Origin of the sequence: Phaeobacter sp. 11ANDIMAR09 (assembly GCF_001294455.1) — a bacterium.
Lineage (GTDB): Bacteria > Pseudomonadota > Alphaproteobacteria > Rhodobacterales > Rhodobacteraceae > Pseudophaeobacter.
This window is the reverse complement of the sequence record NZ_LIKT01000002.1, coordinates 97,915-120,411: the sequence shown is the minus strand read 5'-3', so window position 1 is coordinate 120,411 and position 22,497 is coordinate 97,915. Positions and strand designations below refer to the sequence as shown.

General features: G+C 60.2%; 21 protein-coding genes. 12 read left to right on the top strand and 9 right to left on the bottom strand.

What is annotated here, in order from left to right:
- Window positions 1-320: 320 nt before the first annotated feature.
- The gene (locus AN476_RS02070; RefSeq protein ID WP_054459101.1) at window positions 321-1,955 is read right to left on the bottom strand and encodes a lysine--tRNA ligase; all 1,635 of its coding nucleotides are present in this window, start codon (window positions 1,953-1,955) and stop codon (window positions 321-323) included.
- A gap of 127 nt (window positions 1,956-2,082) precedes the next feature.
- A complete protein-coding gene (locus AN476_RS02065) occupies window positions 2,083-2,976 on the bottom strand; it encodes a LysR family transcriptional regulator (RefSeq protein WP_054459100.1) in 894 nt (297 codons plus the stop codon).
- 127 nt (window positions 2,977-3,103) lie between these two features.
- Between AN476_RS02065 and AN476_RS02060 the strand changes: the two genes are divergently transcribed.
- Both AN476_RS02060 and AN476_RS02055 read left to right on the top strand, forming a co-directional pair.
- Window positions 3,104-3,610, top strand: a complete 507-nt coding sequence (locus tag AN476_RS02060) for a cupin domain-containing protein (RefSeq protein WP_054459098.1) — start codon at window positions 3,104-3,106, stop codon at window positions 3,608-3,610.
- Between the two features lie 140 nt (window positions 3,611-3,750).
- Window positions 3,751-4,173 (top strand): tellurite resistance TerB family protein, encoded by a 423-nt coding sequence (locus tag AN476_RS02055; protein ID WP_009809459.1) that lies wholly within the window; start codon window positions 3,751-3,753, stop codon window positions 4,171-4,173.
- A gap of 23 nt (window positions 4,174-4,196) precedes the next feature.
- Here the strand turns inward: AN476_RS02055 and AN476_RS02050 are convergent, their stop codons facing one another.
- A complete protein-coding gene (locus AN476_RS02050; RefSeq protein ID WP_054459097.1) occupies window positions 4,197-4,676 on the bottom strand; it encodes a GFA family protein in 480 nt (159 codons plus the stop codon).
- Between the two features lie 163 nt (window positions 4,677-4,839).
- Between AN476_RS02050 and AN476_RS02045 the strand changes: the two genes are divergently transcribed.
- Window positions 4,840-6,891: a molybdopterin-dependent oxidoreductase gene (locus tag AN476_RS02045; RefSeq protein WP_054459093.1), complete on the top strand. Its 2,052-nt coding sequence runs from the start codon at window positions 4,840-4,842 to the stop codon at window positions 6,889-6,891.
- Window positions 6,892-6,935: 44 nt separating this feature from the next.
- Here AN476_RS02045 and dacB read toward each other — a convergent pair whose 3' ends face one another.
- On the bottom strand, window positions 6,936-8,438 hold the full coding sequence (dacB, locus tag AN476_RS02040) for a D-alanyl-D-alanine carboxypeptidase/D-alanyl-D-alanine-endopeptidase (RefSeq protein ID WP_054459092.1): 1,503 nt from the start codon (window positions 8,436-8,438) through the stop codon (window positions 6,936-6,938).
- A gap of 224 nt (window positions 8,439-8,662) precedes the next feature.
- Entirely contained in the window at window positions 8,663-9,298 is a 636-nt protein-coding gene (locus AN476_RS02035; RefSeq protein WP_054459091.1) for a nicotinate-nucleotide adenylyltransferase, read from the bottom strand.
- 482 nt (window positions 9,299-9,780) lie between these two features.
- Here AN476_RS02035 and ettA point away from each other — a divergent pair, with 482 nt between their 5' ends.
- The 3 genes from ettA to AN476_RS02020 all read left to right on the top strand — a co-directional run bounded on the left by ettA (window position 9,781) and on the right by AN476_RS02020 (window position 12,612).
- Window positions 9,781-11,448, top strand: coding sequence for an energy-dependent translational throttle protein EttA (gene ettA / locus AN476_RS02030; protein ID WP_054459090.1), 1,668 nt, complete (start codon window positions 9,781-9,783; stop codon window positions 11,446-11,448).
- Between the two features lie 418 nt (window positions 11,449-11,866).
- On the top strand, window positions 11,867-12,238 hold the full coding sequence (locus AN476_RS02025) for a DUF4157 domain-containing protein (RefSeq protein WP_054459089.1): 372 nt from the start codon (window positions 11,867-11,869) through the stop codon (window positions 12,236-12,238).
- Between the two features lie 158 nt (window positions 12,239-12,396).
- Entirely contained in the window at window positions 12,397-12,612 is a 216-nt protein-coding gene (locus AN476_RS02020) for a hypothetical protein (RefSeq protein ID WP_157063659.1), read from the top strand.
- A gap of 105 nt (window positions 12,613-12,717) precedes the next feature.
- Here AN476_RS02020 and trxA read toward each other — a convergent pair whose 3' ends face one another.
- Window positions 12,718-13,158, bottom strand: a complete 441-nt coding sequence (gene trxA / locus AN476_RS02015) for a thioredoxin (protein ID WP_054459087.1) — start codon at window positions 13,156-13,158, stop codon at window positions 12,718-12,720.
- A gap of 153 nt (window positions 13,159-13,311) precedes the next feature.
- Here trxA and AN476_RS02010 point away from each other — a divergent pair, with 153 nt between their 5' ends.
- Window positions 13,312-13,893 (top strand): L,D-transpeptidase, encoded by a 582-nt coding sequence (locus AN476_RS02010; RefSeq protein WP_054459086.1) that lies wholly within the window; start codon window positions 13,312-13,314, stop codon window positions 13,891-13,893.
- 287 nt (window positions 13,894-14,180) lie between these two features.
- On the top strand, window positions 14,181-14,387 hold the full coding sequence (locus tag AN476_RS02005) for a cold-shock protein (RefSeq protein ID WP_054459085.1): 207 nt from the start codon (window positions 14,181-14,183) through the stop codon (window positions 14,385-14,387).
- Between the two features lie 60 nt (window positions 14,388-14,447).
- Here the strand turns inward: AN476_RS02005 and AN476_RS02000 are convergent, their stop codons facing one another.
- Window positions 14,448-15,113: an arylesterase gene (locus AN476_RS02000; protein ID WP_054459436.1), complete on the bottom strand. Its 666-nt coding sequence runs from the start codon at window positions 15,111-15,113 to the stop codon at window positions 14,448-14,450.
- 50 nt (window positions 15,114-15,163) lie between these two features.
- Here AN476_RS02000 and AN476_RS01995 point away from each other — a divergent pair, with 50 nt between their 5' ends.
- Together AN476_RS01995 and AN476_RS01990 are read left to right on the top strand one after the other, a co-directional pair.
- On the top strand, window positions 15,164-15,883 hold the full coding sequence (locus AN476_RS01995) for an ABC transporter ATP-binding protein (RefSeq protein WP_054459083.1): 720 nt from the start codon (window positions 15,164-15,166) through the stop codon (window positions 15,881-15,883).
- Entirely contained in the window at window positions 15,880-18,426 is a 2,547-nt protein-coding gene (locus AN476_RS01990; RefSeq protein ID WP_371257270.1) for an ABC transporter permease, read from the top strand. The genes AN476_RS01995 and AN476_RS01990 overlap by 4 nt, the downstream gene beginning before the upstream one ends.
- A gap of 136 nt (window positions 18,427-18,562) precedes the next feature.
- Here AN476_RS01990 and AN476_RS01985 read toward each other — a convergent pair whose 3' ends face one another.
- Window positions 18,563-19,030, bottom strand: coding sequence for an Rrf2 family transcriptional regulator (locus tag AN476_RS01985; RefSeq protein WP_054459081.1), 468 nt, complete (start codon window positions 19,028-19,030; stop codon window positions 18,563-18,565).
- A 107-nt stretch (window positions 19,031-19,137) separates the two neighbouring features.
- Here AN476_RS01985 and AN476_RS01980 point away from each other — a divergent pair, with 107 nt between their 5' ends.
- Window positions 19,138-19,707 (top strand): gamma-glutamylcyclotransferase family protein, encoded by a 570-nt coding sequence (locus tag AN476_RS01980; protein ID WP_054459080.1) that lies wholly within the window; start codon window positions 19,138-19,140, stop codon window positions 19,705-19,707.
- A gap of 207 nt (window positions 19,708-19,914) precedes the next feature.
- Here AN476_RS01980 and gltX read toward each other — a convergent pair whose 3' ends face one another.
- Entirely contained in the window at window positions 19,915-21,240 is a 1,326-nt protein-coding gene (gene gltX / locus AN476_RS01975) for a glutamate--tRNA ligase (protein WP_054459079.1), read from the bottom strand.
- 227 nt (window positions 21,241-21,467) lie between these two features.
- Between gltX and AN476_RS01970 the strand changes: the two genes are divergently transcribed.
- Window positions 21,468-22,409 (top strand): MBL fold metallo-hydrolase, encoded by a 942-nt coding sequence (locus AN476_RS01970; RefSeq protein ID WP_054459078.1) that lies wholly within the window; start codon window positions 21,468-21,470, stop codon window positions 22,407-22,409.
- The last annotated feature ends 88 nt before the right edge of the window (window positions 22,410-22,497 follow it).

Here is a 22,497-nt window from a genome sequence, read left to right as displayed (position 1 = left end):
CTTTCCCAGTAGGGCGCGCGCCGCCCCCGCACCCCCCCCTATCGGCTTTGCTTTGGAGCCTGCCCCTCGCCTGAGGACCGCCCGGCAGGGAAAGGCAGCGGCCCAAATCAAATCACCGAGGGGCCCCGCCCTCAGGGTGGGGATGCGGCGATTTTGTTTGGAAAGCCGCAGCCGCCCCCTGCCAGGACCTCAGATCAGGCGAGGGGTCTAGGTCTTCAAAGCTTTGCTTTGGTGGGATCCTGAGCGGAAAACGCCTTCACAAAAAAAGAGAGAGCGCCCAAAGGGCGCTCCCAATTCATTAAACCTGCCGGGGTTCTCGGTCAGTCCGCCAGAGCTTTCTCGATCAGGTCAATCGTCTCGCTGACGCCATACAGCGCGATAAAGCCACCAAAACGCGGGCCTTGTGAGGCGCCCAATAGGACTTCGTAGATCGCGGTGAACCAATCGCGCAGCGGCTCGAAACCATGGATCTTGCCAATGGCAAAGACCACCGATTGCAGGAATTCCTCATCGGCGAAATCCGCCGCTGGCAGCGCATCATCCTTGCCGACAATGTCATTCTTCTTGGCAATCGCCGCCAGGGCCGCATCCGCAGATTTCAACGCATCGGCCAGATCCTGCAGCGCCACACGCTCTTGGTCACTGGGCGCACGGAAGACCTTGGTTGGTTTTACCTTGTCGTTGAAATAGGCCACCGCAAAACCTGCGGCCTGATCCATGCCGGGGTGGGTTTCGGGCGTGGCATCAGGGGCATATTTATTGATAAAGCCCCACATGGTTTGCTTGTCTTCAGCGCTGGAGGCCGAGGCCAGATTGAGCAGCATCGAGAAAGAGACCACCATATCCGACTGCGGCACATCGCCTGCATGGATATGCCAGACCGGGTTGTTGAGCTGCGCCTTCTGGTCCTGGGTTGCATAGGCCCGCAGCTGCTGGTGGTACTCATCCACCGCCTTGGGGATCACGTCAAAATGCATCCGCTTGGCGGTCTTGGGCTTTTGATACATGAAATAGGACAGGCTTTCGGCGCTGGCATAGCTCAACCACTCGTCAATCGAAATGCCGTTCCCAGAGGTTTTGGAGATCTTCTGCCCATTGGCATCCAGGAACAATTCATAGGTGAAATGCTCCGGCGCCCGCTGGCCCAGCACCCGGCAGATGCCATCATAGATCGGCGTATTGGTGCTATGATCCTTGCCGTACATCTCAAAATCAACGCCCAGCGCCGCCCACCGGGCGCCAAAGTCCGGCTTCCACTGCAGCTTCACATTGCCGCCGGTGACGGGCAGGGTCCATTCCTTGCCGTCTTCGTCGTCAAAAGTCACCGTATAGGTTTCGGCGCAGACCTTTTTCATCGGCACATAGAGCACCCGGCCGGTTTCCGGGTGGATCGGCAAAAAGATCGAATAGGTCTGGCGGCGCTCTTCGCGCAGAGACTTCAGCATGATCGCCATGACATCATCGTATTTATCAACGGCGCGTTTCAGCACCTCGTCAAACGCGCCGCTCTCATAGAATTCCTTGGCTGAGTAAAAATCATACTCGAAGCCAAAGGTATCGAGGAACCGGCGCAGCATGGCGTTGTTGTGATGGCCAAAGCTCTCGTGGGTGCCAAAGGGATCCGGCACCGAGGTCAGCGGCTTTTGCAGATGGGGCGTCAGGCTATCGGCATCGGGCACATTGCCCGGCACCTTGCGCATCCCATCCAGATCATCGGAAAAACAGATGAGCTTGGTCGGGATATCGCTGATCACCTCAAAGGCATTTTTGATCATGGTGGTGCGGGCCACCTCACCAAAGGTGCCGATATGAGGCAGGCCTGAGGGTCCGTAGCCGGTCTCGAACAGCACATAGCCCTTCTCCGGCGCGCCCTTGGCATAACGTTTGAGCACCCGACGGGCTTCTTCAAACGGCCAGGCCTTGCTCGTGAGAGCGGTGTCGCGCAAATCAGACATTGCTGTTCTCCAATAGCGGCCCCGGTGGCCGCCTCATTCCTGTCCCACTGCCCCATGCAGCAGGTCGGCCCGGTCTATTGCGCAGATGCAGCATGAGTCAATGAAGAGAGCCCCCCACACAGAGGTTTCAGCCGGGAAAATGCGCCTTTTCGACGATCCAGTCCAGAATCTGGCGGACATCCTGGTGGGCAGCCGCCCCGTCTCTCAGCCCAGCAAAGTAGCCCCGCGCCGATGTTGTGGTTGGCGCCTGCAGCCGCAACAGGGCCCCGGTTTCGATGAAACTGTCCAGAATCCCGCCCCAGGCCAGAAAAATCCCCTGCCCTGCCAGGCCAGCATTCACCAGCATCGCATAGGAATTGAAATCCAGCACCCGCGCGCCCTGCGGCATCACCTGATGGGCGGATTTGAACCAGCTGGGCCAATCATGCCACTGGCTGCGGGCGGCCTCCATCGTCAGCAGGGTCATACGGGAAAAATCATAGTCCTGCGCCGTCATCCCCAAGCGCGTCAGATAGAGCGGGCTGGCGGCGACATAGACCTCATCGCTCAGCAGTCGGGTCTCGGTCTCGCCCCCCCCACCGGGCAGGCCAAAGCGGATCACCAGATCTCCAGGGCGCACTGCCTCTCCATACTCTTGGCTTATGATCCGAATCGTCATCTCCGGAAAGCTCTGCTCCAGCTCTCCCAGTCGGGGGATGAGCCAGAATCCGACGAACCCAGAGGGGGCCGTCACCGTCACAATCCGCGTTTGAGCCGCTTTTCTGATTTGCGACACCGCGTCTTCGATTTGGCCAAAGCCACTGTGTAAAGCCTGCAATAGATCCTTACCTGCTTGGGTCATCCGGGCAGGCTTGTGGCTGCGATCAAACAAATTACAGCCCAGATCTGCCTCCAGAGTCGCGATCCGACGGGAAACTGCCGGTTGCGAAACATTCAGCTCTTCGGCGGCCGCCGTCAGTGTACCATGGCGTGCCGCCGCATAGAAGGCTGTGAGCCCCGAAAAGCTAGGAAGACGCTCCATGTAACATAACCTCATCGTATATTAGGATGCAGTTTTAGCGCATTGAGCGAAACACAAAAAGCCCCTTATCTGAGATTGAGCCGCAGCCCCGCGATCCACTCACACCGACCTCAAGGAGGCCCAGACCATGCAGCAGGAAACAACCCTGGATTTTGCACCCGATATGACAACACTTGCCACTGATCTTGGCGAGACAGAGCAGTTTCACCAGGCTTCCAACCTGCCGCACGCCCCCCAGGACACCCTGCTGGTGGTGGATGCAGCGCAGGTTCCGCTGTCAGGTGGCACTGATGCCGCCTATGGCGAAGTGCGCTGGCGCACCCTGATCAACAGCTGCTCGGAAAAGTCGCGCGATATGGTGCTGGGCATTGCCGAGTTCGAACCCCATGGTCGTCTGCTGCCCCACCGCCACGATCCGCCGGAATTCTATCTTGGCCTCGAAGGCTCGGGCGTGGTCACCATTGATGGCACCCCGCATGAAATCCGTCCGGGCGTCGCGATCTATGTCCCCGCCAATGCAGAACATGGCACCCAGGCCGGCCCTGATGGGCTGCGGTTCACCTATGGCTTTGCTGAGGCCAGTTTCGAGCAGATCACCTATCGCTTTACCGCCGCTGAAGAGGCCCAGGGCTAAAAGCCTCGAGAACTGGCTGTTTCCCGCCGCTCAGCGCAAGTTTGTGCCGGTTTCCCAACGATGGGCCAGAGGCAGCAGTTGAACCCTGCCCTGGCCATGCCTATCCTTGGGCTTGAAAAATCGTGCAAAAAGGATCTCACATGCCCGAGCAAAACGCCCAATCCATGTCCCAGCAGGACTGCCTTGTGGCCCTGATGGTGGCGGTCTCTGCCTCGGACGAAAACATCCGCACCGCCGAGCTGATCAAGATTCAATCCGCCGTCAACATGCTGCCAGTCTTTGCCGATTACGACATCGACCGCATGACGCGGATTTCCAACACGGTGCTGGACCTGTTTGAGCAGGAAGACGGGCTGGAAGCCCTGTTTGGCCTGATCCGCGATGATCTGCCAGAGCGCCTGTATGAAACCGCCTATGCCCTGGCCTGCGACGTGGCCGCTGCCGATGGCAAACTGGCTGAAACCGAGCTCGAGTTCCTCGCCGAGGTGCGCTATGAGCTCAACATCGACCGCCTGCATGCTGCCGCTATTGAGCGCGGCGCCCGGGCTCGTCACATGGTCTAATGCGCCCTCGGAGCCTGCCCCCTTTAGTCTTTTGGCTGGACAGGCTCCGACCAGCCCTTGGAATAGCTCTCCATCAATCCCCTTAGCTCATCGGCGCCCTCAGGAAACCGAGAATAGCTGTAGGCGGCAGAAACCTCAGCCCAGTCCTGTTTTTCATCTGTCATCACCTCAACATAGGGCGGCAGCGCAGCGGCATCCTCGAGTACGGGAATCCGCAGGTTCACCCGCTCATCTGCTCCAGTGATACGGGAATAGACAAAGGTCAGACAGGAGCGGCAGTAGTGGTGTTCTCGACCTTTGCTGCGCAGCCCACCTCTCATCAGGTCTCCAGTGACAGAAAAACTGTCCGCCGGGAACATTGCGGTCAGGGAATAGGCGCTGGCGCATAGTTTTTGGCAATCACGACAGTGACAGGCCAAAGTCAAAAGAGGCAAGGCAGACAGACTGACATGCACCGAACCACAAAGGCAGGACCCCTTTAGTGGAAGTCTGGGAAGTTTCATTGGGAATTCCTCATTGGGGTTGCCGGGAGTGCGCCACAGCTGAATTGAGCATGACCAACGCTACCGCGACCAATTGGTCTGGTCAATTTCCCTATTTTTGGCACTTAATGGCATGACCTTCTGGGCGATAGACTGGCATCAACATCGCCTTTGGAGCCAGATCATGAACCAGCCCCTCGACATAACCACCCTCCCCTCAGTCTGCCCATTGGACTGCCCTGACACCTGCAGCCTCAGCGTCAAGGTACAGGGCGGCACGGTGCTAGAGGTCAAAGGCTCCACTGCCAATCCCTATACGGCCAATGTCATCTGCAACAAGGTGGCACGCTATTATCCGGAGTTTGTACATGGCAAGGCCCGCCTGACCCATCCGCTCAAACGGGTCGGCCCGCGCGGTTCTGGCCAGTTTGAACAGATCAGCTGGGACGATGCTTTGGACATGGTCCACGCGGGCTTCACCCAGGCGATTGAGTCCCACGGCCCCCAATCCGTGTTGCCCTTCAACTATGCCGGCCCCCATGGGGAGCTGGCTGGGGGCTCAATGGATCGGCGGTTCTTTTACCAGATGGGAGCCAGCATGCTCGACCGCGGCCCCCTCTGCGGCGGGGTGCGGGGTGGTGCCTATGCCAGTCTGTTTGGCGCCGCCCCCGGCATGCCGCCAGCGCAGCTCGAATACTCCGATCTGGCGCTGATCTGGGGCAATAATGTCACCGTCTCCAACCTGCATCTGGCGCCGCTGCTGAAAAAGCTGCGGGCGCGTGGGGGCAAATTGGTGGTGGTAGACCCCAAGCGGATCAAGATTGCCGAGCAATGCGACCTGTACCTGCAGATCAAACCTGGCACCGATGTGGTGCTGGCCATGGGATTGGCAGCCGAGCTGGAGCGCCGGGGCGCGCTGGATGAGGGCTTCATCGCGCAGTGGGTCGCGGGCTTTGAGCCCTATATGGAACAGGCCCGGCACTATGGGCTGGATCAGGTTGTCGAGACCTGCGGGGTTTCAGCTGCCGATTTTCACGCCCTCGCCGATATGATGATCGCCGCCAAGAACATGACCTGCGCCTTTGGCAACGGGATTGAGCGCGGACGCTCCGGCGGCTCGGCGCTGCGGGCCGGCATGGCGCTGCCAGCTCTGTTGGGTCACCACGGGCGTCTGGGCGCTGGTGTCATGGCAAAATCCGGCGGCGCAACACCAAAAACCCAAGCCCGCCTGCAGGGCGATCACCTGATCAAGCCCGGCACCCGGACCTTCAACATCGTCGATCTGGCCAATGTGCTGCAGGATGATAGCCTGGAGATCCCAATCAAGGCCACGATGATTTACAACCACAACCCCGTGGCCACGCATCCGGATCAGGCCAATCTGATGCGGGCGCTGATGCGCGATGATCTGTTCATCGCCGGCTGCGATGTGGTGATGACCGACAGCATGGCCTATTGCGACGTGATCCTGCCGGCAGCCTCGCATTTTGAGTTCGACGATATCTACGGCGCCTACGGTCAGAACTACCTGCAACGGGCGGCCCCGGTGATCCCTCATGTCGGCGAAAGCCTGCCCAATACCGAGATCTTCCGCCGTCTTGCAGCCCGCTTTGGCTATACGGATCCGCTGTTTCGGGCCAGCGATGCCCAGCTGATGGATGAGGCCATTGACGCCAGCCATCCGCAGCTGGCAGGCAAACGCCCCAGCCAGATCCCGCTGGACAGCGCCATCGAAATGATGGCCCCGGATGGCGAACCGCTGGTCATGTGCAAGAACATCCGCCCCGCCACAGCTTCGGGACGGATCGAACTGTTCAGCGCGGCGTATGAGAGGCGCTATGGCTTTGGCGTACCACGCTATGATCCGGTGTCGCCGGACCTACCTCTGACGTTGATCACCCCCAGCTCCGCCAAACGGACCAATGCCACCTTTGGCAGCGATCCAGCCTCTGCCGGGCCAGAAGTGCTGGAAATGCACCCCAAGGATGCCCAGGATCGCGGCCTGACGGAGGGCTGCCTCGTCTCGGTCTGGAATGCGCGCGGCGCGGTCACGTTAGAGCTGAAGATCACCCAGGCCACCCGCCCCGGCGTGCTCTACTCGCCCAAGGGCACCTGGCGCGGCAGCTCGCAAACGGGATATACCGTCAATGCGCTGATCCCAGCGGATATTCGCACCGATATCGAGGATGGCGCCTGCTACCACGAGACCTTTGTCGAGGTGAGACCCGCGACCTGAGGTTCGCCCTCAGGGCCCTGCCGTGCATCACCTTGCGGCTGGGCTCAGGTGCCGTAGCTCTGGCCCCAGCGCTCGATCAGTTGCTGCTGTAAGCGCTTGGCCTTTTTGTTCCAGCTCTTGGCGCCCTTGGGGCGTTCGCGTTCTGCCCGGCTGATGCGCGATCGCGCCTTGGTATCGGCGGCAAAGATCGCAAAGGCCAGAACCGTGCCGCTGGAGGTGGTCAAAAAGCCCCCGAGCCCCGATACAAAATTCAGGGTCCCGGTTTTGGCAGCCACCTTGATCGGGTGGTTTTTGTTCACCCGCCCATTGGCGTCGCGCATTGGAAAGCTCTTGAGCAGCGGTTTCAGCCGACCGGCCTTATAGGCCGCGACCAAAACCTTGAGCATCGCATTTGGAGCAACCCGGGAGGCCTCTCCCAGGCCCGAATGATCCACCATCCGGATCGCTGTCACCCCATATTTGGCACGGACCCAGCGCGACATCTCGGCAGCGGAATCCTTCAACCCCTTGGGGGTCTTGCCGCGTTTGGCCGTGGCCATCATGCCGATCATTTCCGCCATCAGATTGTTGGAATATTTCAACATCGCCTTGAGCATCATATCCAGCGGTGGACTGTGGTGCTGCGCCAGCAAAGTGGCCGTCGGCAAGGAGGAGATCCGCTTGGCGGACTTAAGCTTGATGCCATGCGCCCGGACCATGGTGCGAAACACATCGGCGGCATATTCCGCCGGGCGACGCACCGGCAACCAGCGCGACCCACCCTTGCCCAGCGCCTGCGAGGCAACGGTCCAGCTGTCCACCCCGTTGCGATCCGCATAGGTATAGACAGGCAGTGCGCGGCGGGCGACCTTCATCCGCGCCATGCTGACCTCGGGGCGGTATTTTTCCGTGCGGGCATCCATGCTGACGTTCCAGCTGCTCCCCGCCCGCTTCCATTCAAAATGCACCCGGTTGAAATTGAGCGCTATACCCGCGACTGCGGGGCTGTACCCCACATGATCCGGTTGCCCGGCATCAATTGAACGCACCCGCGGAAGCGCACCATCCCAGACTTTGAAGGCGCCGCGCACCTCGCGGATGCCTGCCTTTTTCAGAGCAGAGGCCAGTTGCGCCAGGTGATCAGAGTTCAGCATCGGGTCTCCGCCCCCCGCCAGAATCAGATCCCCCTTCAGCACCCCACCCGTCACTGTTCCCGTCGCCAGAACCCGGGTGGCAAATCGGTGATTGGCTCCCAATGTGTCCAGCGCATAAAGCGCCGTCAACGCCTTGGCGACACTTGCAGGCGGCAAGGCTTCTTCACCCGAATGGGCTTCCAACTCGTTGCCGGTTTGCACTTCAGCTACGGCGCAGGCGACCTGACCGGACAAGCCGGAACGGGCCAATAGCGCCTTGAGGCTGGAACTCGCCCCCGCCTGAGGCACAGCTGTGACAGATCCGGCGGCGGCGCGGGCCTGAGGCCGCAGAGAGGTTTTGGGCGCATTTGCCAAGGCTGCCGGCGCGGCCAGGGCCGCTGCCGCGGCTGAAAGGAAAAAGCGTCTCGAATACATGTCAGTCAATATCTAATAAAATTGCTACTAAACGGCAAATGAAGACCATACCTACTGTTTGCGCCATAGCTCATACCCTATCTGCACCAAAATCGCCTGAAAAAACGTCCCTCCCATAAGGCCCCAGCGACAAAAGACCCCACAGGTACAGGCAGTGTGACCCGGCAAAGGGTCGTGAAAAAGGCAGCAATGGGCTCTTTTCAGGTCAGCCTAGCTCCGAGAGGTCAATCCCGGCTTTGATCTGGATCTTGCTCAGGCATCGCGGACCATTTCCCTGCTGCCCGGATCTTGGTTGAGCTGGCGGAAATCATCGGAACATTGACAAAGCACCAGGCCGGGGCTGCGGAGCGCGCCAGAGCTTGGCTTTGGTCATCCTTGAGCATCCGACTTCGGTAGATTTTTGCAGCAGGCGAAAGCCGCGCAGAAATCCGGTCTCCAGGGCGAGCCAGCACCCCCACCGGAACGGTTTCGATGATTTGCTGCCAATCCTTCCAGAGATGGAAATGCGCCAGATTATCTGCCCCCATCAACCAGGTGAACCGCACATGCGGATAGATGCGCCGCAGGCCCCGCAGGGTTTCAGCCGTGTAGCGCGTGCCCAGGCGAGCCTCGATATCGCTGATCCGCACCCTCGGATGATCCATCAACCTTTGCGCCGCCGCAATGCGCCGCTCCATACTGGCGGGCGCGCGACTTTTCAGCGGATTGCCCGGCGAGACCAGCCACCAAAGGCAATCCAGGTTGAACCGCTGCAAGGCAGCCCGGCTGATCTGGACATGGCCCAGATGCGCCGGATCAAACGATCCGCCCAAAAGTCCCACGGTCATACCGGGACGCAGATATGGAAACCCTTGCTTCATCCAACGGTTGATGCACATAAATCAACGGGATGCCAAGCCCCAAGCCCAGGTCGATGCCTCACCCAGGGCTCACATCGGCGCGGCCAGCGACTTTATACAGCCCTCCCCCTTGTAAGCTGCGCGATTTTTTGGTGTATCGGAGGCGACATCTGCGCCTGTGGGAAGCAAAGCCACAAATGGATGCTCAGCGACCTGAAATCCCAAGTCGTAGTTAAATCCCCCCCTGGTGTCTCCGCTTATTGCCCTGACACCTTTGTTCTTCCGAATTATTTTTGAGATTTGGCGCCTGCGCCTTCATCACGTCGCGACGCCATTGCCGGTGCATTCATCGGGGCGGATACAGTCCAAAGTACGCCGGGCCGTGCAGGAGCGATGCATATGGGCGAACACGCCCTAGCTGCCAGCGCATCCCGCATTGCCCCTTTGCCTTCCATCCGCTATCACACCAGCCAGCAGAAATTCCCCCATCATGGAGCAGTCACATGGCCGCCTATCAATACGTCTACCACATGCAGGGTGTCTCCAAGACCTACCCCGGTGGCAAGAAATGCTTTGAAAACATTCACCTGTCCTTCCTGCCTGGCGTGAAAATCGGTGTCGTCGGCGTCAACGGTGCCGGTAAATCCACCCTGATGAAGATCATGGCTGGCCTCGATAAGGACTTCACCGGCGAGGCCTGGTCCGCCGAGGGCGCCAAAGTTGGCTATCTGCCGCAGGAACCCAAGCTCGACGATAGCCTTACTGTGCGCGAAAACGTCATGCTTGGCGTCAAGGAAAAGAAGGGCAAGGTTGATCGCTTCAATCAGATCGCGGTCGAGATGGCCGAGAACTACACTGACGAGCTGATGGAAGAGATGACCGCGTTGCAAGACGCCATCGACGCGGAAAACCTTTGGGATCTGGACAGCCAGATCGACATCTCGATGGAGGCCCTGCGCTGCCCGCCTGATGATGCGGAAATCGCCAATCTCTCGGGCGGTGAAAAGCGCCGCGTGGCCCTGTGCAAGCTGCTGCTCGAAGCCCCTGACATGTTGCTGCTCGATGAGCCGACCAACCACCTGGATGCGGAAACCATCGCCTGGCTGCAACAGCACCTGATCGACTACAAAGGCACCATCCTCTGCGTCACCCACGACCGCTATTTCCTGGATGACATCACCGGCTGGATCCTCGAGCTCGACCGTGGCAAGGGCATCCCCTATGAGGGCAACTACTCCGCCTGGCTGGAGCAAAAGGCCAAGCGCCTGGAGCAGGAAGCCCGCGAAGACAAGTCCAAGCAGCAGACCCTGCAGCGCGAGCTGGAGTGGATGCGCCAGGGCGCCAAGGCCCGTCAGGCCAAAAGCAAGGCCCGGATCAACGCCTATAACGATCTGGCCGCCCAGTCCGAACGCGAAAAGCTCACCCGGGCGCAGATCGTCATCCCCAATGGCCCGCGTCTGGGCAACAAGGTGATCGAGGTCGAAGGCATCTCGAAACATTATGGCGACAAGCAGCTGGTCGAAGGTCTGTCCTTTGATCTGCCCCCCGGCGGCATTGTTGGCGTCATCGGCCCCAACGGCGCCGGCAAATCGACCCTGTTCAAGATGCTGACCGGTCAGGAACAGCCCGATGAAGGCAGCGTTTCCTACGGGGACACGGTCAAGCTCTCCTATGTCGATCAGTCCCGTGATGACCTGAAGGACAACGAGACCGTCTGGGAGGCGATTTCGGGTGGCGCTGAAATCATCGAGCTGGGCGACGCCCAGGTGAACTCCCGCGCCTATTGCTCCTCGTTCAACTTCAAGGGCGGCGATCAGCAAAAGCCGCTGAACCTGCTGTCGGGTGGGGAGCGCAACCGCGTGCATATGGCGCGTCTGTTGAAAGAGGGCGGCAATGTTCTCTTGCTTGATGAACCAACCAACGATCTGGACGTGGAAACCCTGCGGGCGCTCGAAGACGCGCTGGTCGATTTTGCCGGCTGCGCCGTGGTAATCTCGCACGATCGCTTCTTCCTCGACCGGATCTGTACCCATATCCTGGCCTTTGAGGGCGACGCCCATGTGGAGTGGTTTGAGGGCAACTTTGAAGACTACGAGGAAGACAAGAAGCGCCGCCTCGGTGCCGACGCGCTGGAGCCCAAGCGCCTGAAGCACAAGAAGTTTGTGCGGTGACTTTGTTGATCTAGGATTACGTTGGGCGGCCCTTGGCCGCCCTTCCTACATTTTGGGGTCAGTTGCTCAAACCCTAGGAGCTGAGCCTGACCTAGAGGAGAGACGAAGCGCCTTCCCGGGGAGTAGGTCAGGCGCGGGCCTAGCGGCTACGTCCAAAATTCAACATGATCTTAACAGGGCCTTCTGCAACTGCACTCGCACGACGCATCATCGCCCTACGCGGGTGAACACATTGGCGAAGGCACGAGGCGACCCGCCTTTCACCTTTCCCAAAATATTCTCGCCGAAGGCAAAGCAGGATGGCGCGCGCTCTCTCCCCCCACTTTCCCCGTGCATTTTGCCTTTTTGCCGCACTGCGCTAGGTTGGCTGGGCCTCACACCTGTTGTTTCCGTGCCAATTGTTAGAAAGGGGTTTTCCATGCCGATCTCACCCGAAGAAATCACCGCCAAGATTGAGGCCACCAAGGGCCGCAAGGCCAAGCGCCGCAAATTCACCACCGAGCCAGAGGGCACCAAGGGCAAGAAACTGCCCAGCGATCTGCGCAAGGGGCTGGAGGCGCATTTTGGCAGCAAGCTCTCTAAGGTAAAGGTGCATATCGGTGGCAATGCCAAAGACCTGTGCAAGGAGCTGCGGGCCAAGGCCTTTACCATCGGCAATGATGTCTATTTTGCCCGCCCCGCCAGCGCCAAGAACACCGACCTTTTGGTGCATGAGCTCGCCCATGTGCTGCAACAGGGGCGAGGCAAGATGCCAAAACCGCGCGCGGGTCAGGCGCTGGTTTCAAAGTGACCCTGCCAAAGCCCCCGGGACGCGCAGCTGTCAAGCAAAACCAGCGCGTTTGCCATCCTGTGCACACAGTTTAAACAAAATCTTAACTATTTGCTTCTGTATTGGGATGACCGAGCTGCGCTAGGATCTTTATGCGATCTCGATCAGGGAGAAATCTTATGGCTTTAGTGAGTGTCATGTTTGGATCAGTCTTTGGACTGTTGTCTGCCATTACTGGCTTTGCATTGTTCGATTTGCACATCTGGCAAAGCCTGCTGCTTTATACCGGTTCCGGCATTCTGATCTCCGCCCTGTCTCTCACCCTGCTGTTTGTGCGCGGGGGCTTCGCCACCCAGTCGCTGACCATGGACAAGCACCCCACAGCCAGCGCATAACTGCTACCGCGTTATGCACGATTGACCCTACACCGGTTTGCCGACAGCAAAAAACTGCACCGGATCACCCGCTTCTAGTGAGCAACTCTTTAGGGAGAGAGCTGGCTAGCCCGCCTTGACCCAGCTGACAATCTGGCCTTCGCGCAGCGCGCCGGACTGGCGCTTTTTCTCCTTGCCCCGCTCAAAAGCCACCAGGGTTGGGATACCTTTGATCCGATAGCGCCCGCCCGTCGATTGATGACGTTGGGTGTCGAGCTTAACCAGACGCGCCTGCCCTGCCAGCTTTTTTGACGCTTTGGCAAATTCCGGCCCCATCATCTTGCAGGGCCCGCACCAGGGCGCCCAGAAGTCCACCACCAAAGGCAGATCGTCATTCTGTGCCGCCTTTTGCAGCACGGCCGGGTCAACATCCACCGGCTGTTTTGGCACCAGAGCCGCACTACAACTGCCACATTTTGCGCCAGCCATCAGTTTGGCTTCCGGCACGCGGTTCAACTGCCCACAGGCAAGGCAGGTGAGTGTTTTCATGGCTTTCTGATCTGCCATCACAGGTGCTCCAGTGCGTTTCTCAGTCCGGTATCGCCACCAGATATAGGCCCTGATCTGCAGTCTACAAGTCGATCTCGCGCTCTGCAGGCTTGACCCGGCCAAAGGCGAAACGCAGACTGGCTGCAACCTGTTCCAAAATCTGAGGCCCAAATGGTTTCTCGCCGCAGCTTTACCAGTTCCGCTCTGGCAGCTTTTTCCGCTGCTTCCCTCGCCAATCTGGCCCTGCCCAGCCCTGCCCTCGCCAAAGAGCCGCCCGTCTATGATCCAACCCCACAGTTTGTGCGGATCAAAAAGCAGTTTCTGCCCGGTGAGATCCTGATCCTGACCCGCTCCTATTATCTGTACTTCGTCACCGAACAGCGTAAGGCCATCCGCTACGGCGTTGGAGTGGGCAAGGCCGGCTTGGAGTTCACCGGCAGCGCCATCATCCAGCGCAAGGCAGAATGGCCCAGCTGGCGCCCAACCCCAGAGATGATCGAACGCAGCCCCCGCAGCTATGCGCGTTTTGCCGGCAACAGCTATGTGCAGCCCGGCGGTCCAGACAACCCGTTAGGTGCGCGGGCGCTCTATCTCTATCAGAATGGGGTGGATACCTATTTCCGCATCCATGGCACCACCCAGCCCGAAACAATTGGCTCATCGGCCTCCAATGGCTGCATCCGGATGCTGAACGAACATGTCAGCGATCTGTATAACCGCGTACCCATCGGCACCAAAGTCACAGTCCTCTAGCCTGATTGGAGCGATCTGCCCCACCAACGCCCCTTGCGGTTGTCGATCTCGCAGACCGGCCCAGCCCATATGGGCGGAATGCGCACAATTGATGCAGGGCCGACATCTTGCCCCTACGAGGGCTCGAATTTTTCTTGCGCGGGCGCTGCTTCTGTCCAATGCTGTCATCGCGAGGTCATAAAAGGGGTGCAATTGACCCCTGATGGGTGAATTTTCCCCAGAATGAGCGAGCCATACTGCCGCATGCTGCGGGCAGTGCGCGTGAGAAGAAACTAGGAGAAGAGACGATGGCAACTGGCACCGTCAAATGGTTCAACACCACCAAAGGCTACGGCTTTATCGCCCCCGATAATGGCGGCAGCGATGTATTTGTTCACATTTCTGCGGTGGAGCGGTCCGGTCTGACTGGCCTCGCTGACAATCAGAAAGTCAGCTACGAGATGCAGCCTGGCCGGGACGGTCGTGAATCTGCTGTTGATCTCGCGCTGCTCTAAGCCACCCAGGCAAACCCATTTTTGCGGCCCCTGCCTCGGGGCCGCTGTTCTATCCGGCCCCTAGCTATCCGCTGCGGAGGCCTCAATGCGTTTTGCCAATTCCTGCACCACTGGCCCCAAAGCGGCGACATTCAGCGCGACGCCTTGGGCGTTGGGATGAATATTGTCGCTCTGCATATAGTCCTGCGCTGCCGCCGGATCAGCACCGACCACGGCCCGAATGCCGGCAAAGGCATCCGGGTGCAGCAGGGCGTCGAACTCCTGCGCCAGATCCGCATAGATGCTGTCAAAGCTTGCCTTGTATTCGGGACCAAAATTTCCCGGTGCCTGCATGCCAATCAGGAGCACCTCAACCCGGCTGGCCTGCGCCGCCTGCAGGATCTGGCGCAGATTGGCCCGGGCCTGCTTGGGCGACAGCCCGCGCAGCAGATCATTCCCTCCCAACAGCACAATCAGCCCCTGTGGCTGATCGGCCAGGGTCCAGTCGATCCGCGCGGCGCCACCAGCGGTGGTATCCCCCGACACACCGGCATTGCTCAGACGAACCGCAACACCTTGTTCTTGCAACCAATGTTGCAACTGCGGCACCAGTCCCTCGCCCTGGGTCAGCCCGTAGCCCTGCACCAGACTGTCGCCAAAGGCAGTGATCCGCAGCTCTTCTGCCCGCCCGCCAGAGGCAAGGGAGGCAAAAATAATAATCCCAAACAGGGCCAAAACCTTGCGCATCGTGGCAAATGCTCCATATCCGATACAATCCATTTAACAGGCGCAGCTTCATGACAGAAACAGACAGACCCGTTCTTCACCTTAAAGATGCGTCATTAACGCTGAATGGCAATACCGGACCGGTGCGAATTCTGCAGGATATTTCTCTGGATGTCACAAAGGGAGAGACCCTGGGCCTGATCGGCCCCTCCGGGTCGGGTAAGTCCTCGCTGCTGATGTTGATGGGCGGGCTCGAACTGGCCACAGGCGGACATATTTCGGCCCTCGGGCAGGATCTCACCGCCATGGATGAAGACGCCCTGGCTCGGTTTCGCCGCAACCACATGGGGGTGGTGTTCCAAAGCTTCCATTTGATCCCCACCATGACGGCGCTGGAAAATGTCGCCACTCCGCTGGAGCTGGCCGGACGCCGCGATGCCTTTGAGGTCGCTCAGGCCGAGCTGGAAGCCGTGGGTCTGGGGCATCGTGCGGGTCATTTCCCGGCGCAGCTATCCGGTGGTGAACAACAGCGTGTGGCGCTGGCCCGCGCCCTGGCCCCGCGCCCGGAAATCCTACTGGCGGATGAGCCCACCGGCAATTTGGACGAGGCCAATGGCGCGGCGGTGATGGACCTGCTCTTTGGTCTGCGCGACCGCTCGGGCGCCACGCTCATCATGGTCACCCATGCACCCGAGCTGGCCGCTCGCTGTGACCGGGTGATCCGTCTCCGCGACGGCCGTCTGGCCGAGACCGAGGGCAGAACCGCTGCGGCGCCTGAGGCTGCGGAATGACGGCCATGACCCCAAGCGGTCCCGCCTCATCCATATCTCTGGCCTGGCGCTTTGCCCTGCGGGAGCTGCGCAGCGGCGTCAAAGGCTTTCGTATCTTTCTGGCCTGTCTTGCGCTTGGCGTTGCCGTGATCGCCGCCATTGGCTCTATCCGAGCCTCAATCGAAGCCGGGTTGACCCAGGAAGGCGCCAGCCTCTTGGGCGGCGATGCCGAGATGACCTTCACCTATCGTTTTGCCAATGACGAAGAACGCGCCTGGATGGCCGAACAAGCCCAGGCTGTCTCGGAAGTGGTCGAGTTCCGCTCGATGGCGACACTCGGCGACGAACGCGCGCTGACCCAGGTCAAGGCGGTTGATACCGCCTATCCGTTGGCTGGGACCCTGAGGTTGCAGCCAGATATCCCCTTGGAGAACGCGCTTGCGGGCGACGGAGATCTGCCCGGTGTCGCCATGATGCCGGTTCTGGCCGATCGTTTGGGGCTAAAGCCCGGCGACCCGGTGCGCTTTGGCACCCGTGACTTTGTGCTCATGGCCACCATCAAGGCCGAGCCAGACGCCGCCGCCTCCGGCTTTGCCCTGGGGCCGCGCACGCTGGTCTCCCTGCCCGCGCTGGAAGGGTCCGGCCTTTTGGCTCCCGGCTCGTTGTTTTCCACAAAATACCGCCTGACCTTGCCGCCCGAGACCGATCTGGACGCGCTTCAGGCAGAGGCCCGGGCCCAGTTCGAAGACAATGGCATGCGCTGGCGTGATGCCCGCAATGGCGCTCCCGGCATTGCCACCTTTGTGGAACGCTTGGGCGGCTTCCTGGTGTTGGTGGGGCTTTCGGGCCTCGCGGTGGGGGGCGTGGGTGTCTCTGCCGCTGTGCGCGCTTACCTGGCCACCAAGACCGAAACCATCGCCACCCTGCGCACGCTTGGGGCTGAACGGCAGGTGATCTTTCTCACTTATTTCTTGCAGATTGGCGCGCTGACCCTACTGGGGGTCAGCATTGGCTTGCTCCTGGGCGGGCTTGGGCCGATCCTGCTGGGGCCGATGATTGCAGCGCAATTGCCCTTCCCGGCCTTGTTCGCCATCTATCCCGCCACTTTGGTGGAGGCCGCGCTCTATGGCTTTCTCACCGCCTTTATCTTTGCCCTCTGGCCTCTGGCGCGGGCCGAGCGTATCCGCGCCGCCTCGTTGTTTCGTGGCGCTTTGGGTGAAGTCAGTCGCCTGCCCGCCCTGCGCTACATTCTGGCCACGGCTCTGGCCCTGGCTCTGCTTGTGGGCTCTGCCGCCTGGTTCTCGGGCGCGGCTGAGCTGACACTCTGGACGGCTGGCGGGTTGATGGGGGCGCTCTTGGTGTTGCTGATTGCCGCGCTTGGTCTTGGCTGGCTGGCACGGCGCGGATCCCACATCACCCGCGGGCGCCCCGCATTGCGGTGGGCCTTGGCTACCATTGGCACCTCGCGCGATGGGGCCGTGCCTGCGGTTCTGGCGCTGGGGCTGGGGCTCACGGTTCTCGCTGCAATTGGTCAGATCGACGGCAATATGCGCCGCGCAATCGCGGGCAATCTGCCGGATGTTGCGCCCTCCTATTTCTTTGTCGATATCCAACGTGATCAGATGCCCGCCTTTCTGGAGCGCGTCGACGGGGATCCGGCGGTCAGCAAGGTCGAAAGCGCTCCAATGCTGCGCGCCGTGATTACCAAAATCAACAACGTGCCGGCACAAGAGGTAGCCGGCGATCACTGGGTCGTGCGCGGTGATCGTGGCGTCACCTATGCCGCGGCCCAGCCAAAAGGCACCGAGGTCGTGGCTGGCAGCTGGTGGCCCGATGATTATACCGGCCCGCCCCAGGTCAGCTTTGCCGCCGAAGAGGCCGACGAGCTGGGACTGAGCCTTGGCGACACCATCACGCTCAACGTTCTGGGGCGCGATATCCAGGCTGAGATCACCAGCTTTCGCAATGTCGACTTCTCCACTGCGGGCATGGGGTTTGTGCTGACCCTCAACGAGGCCGCCCTGGCCGGTGCGCCCCATAGCTTTATCGCCACGGTCTACGCCGAAGCCAGCTCAGAAGCGCAGATCCTGAGGGATTTAGCGCAGGCGATGCCCAATATCACCGCCATCCGGGTCCGCGATGCCATTGACCGGGTCTCGGATATTCTGCGCCAACTGGCCGCGGCCACCAGCTATGGCGCGGCGGCCACGCTGCTGACCGGTTTTCTGGTGTTGCTTGGAACAGCCGCCGCCGGAGAGCCCGCACGGCGCTACGAGGCCGCCCTGCTGAAAACCCTTGGCGCTACCCGCGCAAAAATCCTGCTAAGCTTCGCGCTACGCTCGATCATTCTGGGTGCCGGAGCGGGCGGTGTTGCGCTCCTGGCCGGGATTGCGGGCGCCTGGGCGGTGAATGTCTTTGTCTTTGAGACCGCCTATGTAGTGATCTGGCCCAATGCCCTGGCAGTGATCACCGGCGGCATTGCAACCACTTTGCTGGCGGGATTGATCTTTGCCTGGCGCCCGCTGGCGGCCCGCCCGGCCCGAATCCTGCGCGCCCGTGAATAGGCTCAACAGCTGATAACAGGTCTTGCCTCACAGCACAGAACAACCAAACCCCAGGCCGGAGCGGACCTGGGGTTTAGTTTGCAATCTCTTCTCTACAGATCGGCCTGCAGTCAGCGCGCAAAAGGGCCTGCCGAACTCAGCTTGCCTCCGCCGTCGCAGCTCCAGCACAGGCCACCGGTTGCAGAATGCGCATTAGATCGTGATTGTCACAGATCAGCGCTTCCAAAGTGATATCATCCAGCGAGGCATAAAACGCCTGCGCGGCTTCTGAAAGCGCCACCTTCAGGCGGCAGGCATTGGAGAGCGGGCAGGTGTTATCCGCATCGGCAAAACACTCCACCATCGGCAATGCACCTTCGACGTCACGAAAGACATTGCCAATCTGGATCGCTTCTGGTTGCCGCCCCAGGGCCATGCCCCCATTGCGCCCACGTTGGGTATGCAGATAGCCCAGCTGGCTCAGCTGGTTGATCACCTGCGCCAAATGGTTCTCCGAGATATTGCAGCATTCGGCAATTTCAGCCTTGGTCACCAGACGATCCGCATTTGCAGCGCAATACATCAACAGCCGGACGGCAATGTTGGTCCTTTTTGTGATGCGCATCTTCCTGGCTCCCGCTACTTTAGGCTCTGGCTATATTGCACGGCCCGGCAAAAAGCGGTTTGACATACATCAATTGACCCGGTCTCAAAAAACGGAACAACGATCAAATGACGCCTCTTCCCCCCTATTTCTTCGGCTATGGCAGCCTGGTGAACACAGCCACTCATGATTATCTTGACGCCCAGCCAGCGCAGCTCATGGGGTGGCGCCGCCGCTGGTGCCACACGGCTCTGCGGGATGTGGCATTCCTGACGGTGGAGCCTGCCCCGCAGGTCCAGATCGACGGGCTTATCGCTGCGGTGCCCGGAGCCGATTGGCAGGCTCTGGACGCGCGCGAATTCGCCTACGATCGCCTGACCGCAGAGCAACAGATCCGTCACGGGCTGCCGGATCAGACCGAGATTTCATTCTATGCTGTGCCCGCCAAAGCGCAGAACCAGGGCAGTCGGCTTCACCCCATCCTGCTCAGCTATCTTGATGTGGTGGTGCAGGGCCATCTTCAGGTCTTTGGCGAAGCCGGGGTTGCCGATTTTTTTGCCAGCACCCGGGGCTGGGACGCCCCAATCCTGAATGACCGCCAAGCCCCCCGCTACCCCCGTCACCAAATCCTGTCAGCGGCAGAGCAGCAACTGGTTGACCACCATCTGAACCAGCTCAAAGCGCAAATTCTGAGCTAGCCGCAATCGCCCGGCTCAGAGGGTAAAGATGTGGCCTGCCCCGCGCTCGCGCCGGGCCTCGCCCGGCGCCCGGCCCAACTGTGTCGTCCCATTCTGCGAATGGGGCTGAGCAGGCGGGAGCCCCCCCCGTTACCAACACTGCGCTTAAACCACAAAAGGCGGCCCCTTTCAGGACCGCCCTTATTGTCTTCGGATGTGATCCGTCCGCTAGCCGCGCGCTTGCACCACGGACATCAGTGCCAAAAGCGCGCTCATATCGGGCCCGCGTTCGCGCCCCGTGACGGCCTTGCGCAGCGGCATGAACAATCCCTTGCCCTTGCGGCCTGTGGCCTCCTTGACCGCAGTGGTCCAGCTCTTCCAGCTGTCGCTATCATAGGGGCCTTCGGGCAGCAGTTTCATCGCCTCAGCAATGAACTCCGCGTCCTCATCGGCAATCAGCGGCGCAGCGCCATTCTGGCACAGATCCCACCACCCCTGCAGATCCTTCAGCGTGGTGATGTTTTCTTTCGCCATGGCCCAAAAGGCCTCCTGTTTGTCCGCAGGCACGCCAAGGGCCTCCACATGGGGCTTCACCTCTTCCAGAGTCAGCGATTGCAGGTAGCGTGCTGTCAGCGGATAAAGATCCTCAACGTCAAACTTGGTTGGCGCCGCGCCAAAACGGTTGATGTCAAACCCCTCGATCAGCTCCGCCATCTCGCTGCGCACTTCCACCGGATCAGAAGACCCCAAACGCGCCATCAGGCTCAGCAGCGCCATGGGCTGTACGCCAGCTTCGCGCAGATCGCGCAGCGCCAGGGTGCCCAGCCGCTTTGACAGGGCTTCGCCCTGCGGGCCGGTCAGCAGTGAGTGATGGGCAAATTCCGGCACCGTGCCGCCCAGCGCCTTGATGATCTGGATCTGGGTCGCGGTATTGGTCACATGGTCAGAGCCCCGCACCACATGGGTGACGCCCATCTCGGTGTCATCCACCACAGAGGCCAGCGTATAAAGAAACTGCCCATCACCACGGATCAGCACCGGGTCAGAGACCGAAGCCGCATCAATCGAGATATCGCCCAGCACGCCATCTTTCCACTCGATGCGCTCTTGATCCAGCTTGAACCGCCAGACACCATCGCCGCGCTCGGCGCGCAGGGCAGCTTTTTCATCCTCCGACAGGGCCAGAGCTGCACGGTCATAGACCGGTGGCTTGCCCATATTGAGCTGTTTCTTGCGTTTGAGATCCAGCTCCGTCGGAGTTTCAAAGGCCTCGTAGAACCGGTCAATGCGGCGCAGTTCATCGGCAGCAGCAACATAGCGCTCCAACCGGCTTGACTGGCGCTCAACCCGGTCCCAGGTCAGGCCTAGCCAGTCCAGATCCTGTTTGATCGCATCGACATATTCTTCTTTCGAGCGCTCAGGGTCGGTGTCATCAATGCGCAGAATAAATTCACCGCCTGCCTTGCGGGCGATCAAGAAGTTCATCAGCGCGGTGCGCAGGTTGCCGACATGGATATATCCAGTGGGCGACGGGGCAAAACGAGTGGTTGTCATCAGATATCTCCTGTTGCCTTGCCCATCTCACATGACGCCGACTTTGTCCAGTTTTAGCCACCCGCGTCCTACCGCCGACACCCCCGCACACAGTTGCGTGAGGGCCATGCCCTAGGCAGCCGCTTTGTGTCATGCTGGAACGACTTCCAGCAGATTCCCCCAGGCCCAATCGATTTCGGCACCCAAAACCGGACCCCATGCCGGTCACCCTGCAAAGAGGACCCTTCATGACTGCTACATTCTCCCGTCGTTCCGCCCTCGCCGCCGCTGCAGCCCTGCCCCTGGCGGCGACTGCCCGCAGCGCCAGCGCAACAACGCAAACCGCCCCGCCTCGCCCGGCCCCCGCCGCGTATACACGACAGTTCAAACTTGGCGATTTTACGGTAACCACGCTCCTCGATGGCAGTCGGCCCGTTGGCGATGCCAAGGCCATATTTGGCGGTGGCGCCAGTGACGACGACTTTGCTGCGACCTCGGCTGCGAATTTTATCCCCGCTGATATGGCGCAGTTTTTCTTTACCCCCACACTTGTTGACACGGGCCAAGAGAAAATCCTGTTTGACACGGGCCTGGGCAAGGGAGGCATTCAGATGGCCCTGGCAGAGGTTGGGCTGACGCCGCAGGATATCGATGTGGTCGTGCTCACCCATATGCACCCAGACCACATCGGCGGCCTGACAACCGAAGGGGCTGAAACCTTTTCCAAGGCCCGCTATGTCACAGGTCGTCTGGAATATGATTTCTGGTCCGCCCAGGACAAGAGCGGTGGAATTGGCGCGCTGATGGCCCAAAAGCTGACTCCCTTTGCCGAAAAGCTCGCGTTTCTGGAGGATGGCGGATCGGTTGCTTCAGGTATCAGCGCCGCTGCCAGCTTTGGCCATACCCCCGGTCACATGGGCTATCTGCTCGACAGTGGCGGGCAGCAGCTGATGCTGACCGCGGATCTGGCCAATCACTATGTCTGGTCCTTTGCCCATCCGGATTGGGAGGTCAAATTCGACATGAACAAAGAGGCCGCCACCGCCGCGCGGCGGGCCACGCTCGACATGTTGGCCAGCACCCGCACGCCGATGATTGGCTATCACATGCCCTTCCCGGCGGCTGGCTATGTGGAAACACGTGGGTCCGGCTTTCGTTTTGTCCCGGTCAGCTATCAAATGATGGGCTAAAGAGCGCAGCACTGTGCAGTCAGGTCGACTTGACTGCACGACATATTGGCAGCTGCCCAGCAACGCGGGACCTGTCCCCCCTGCACCT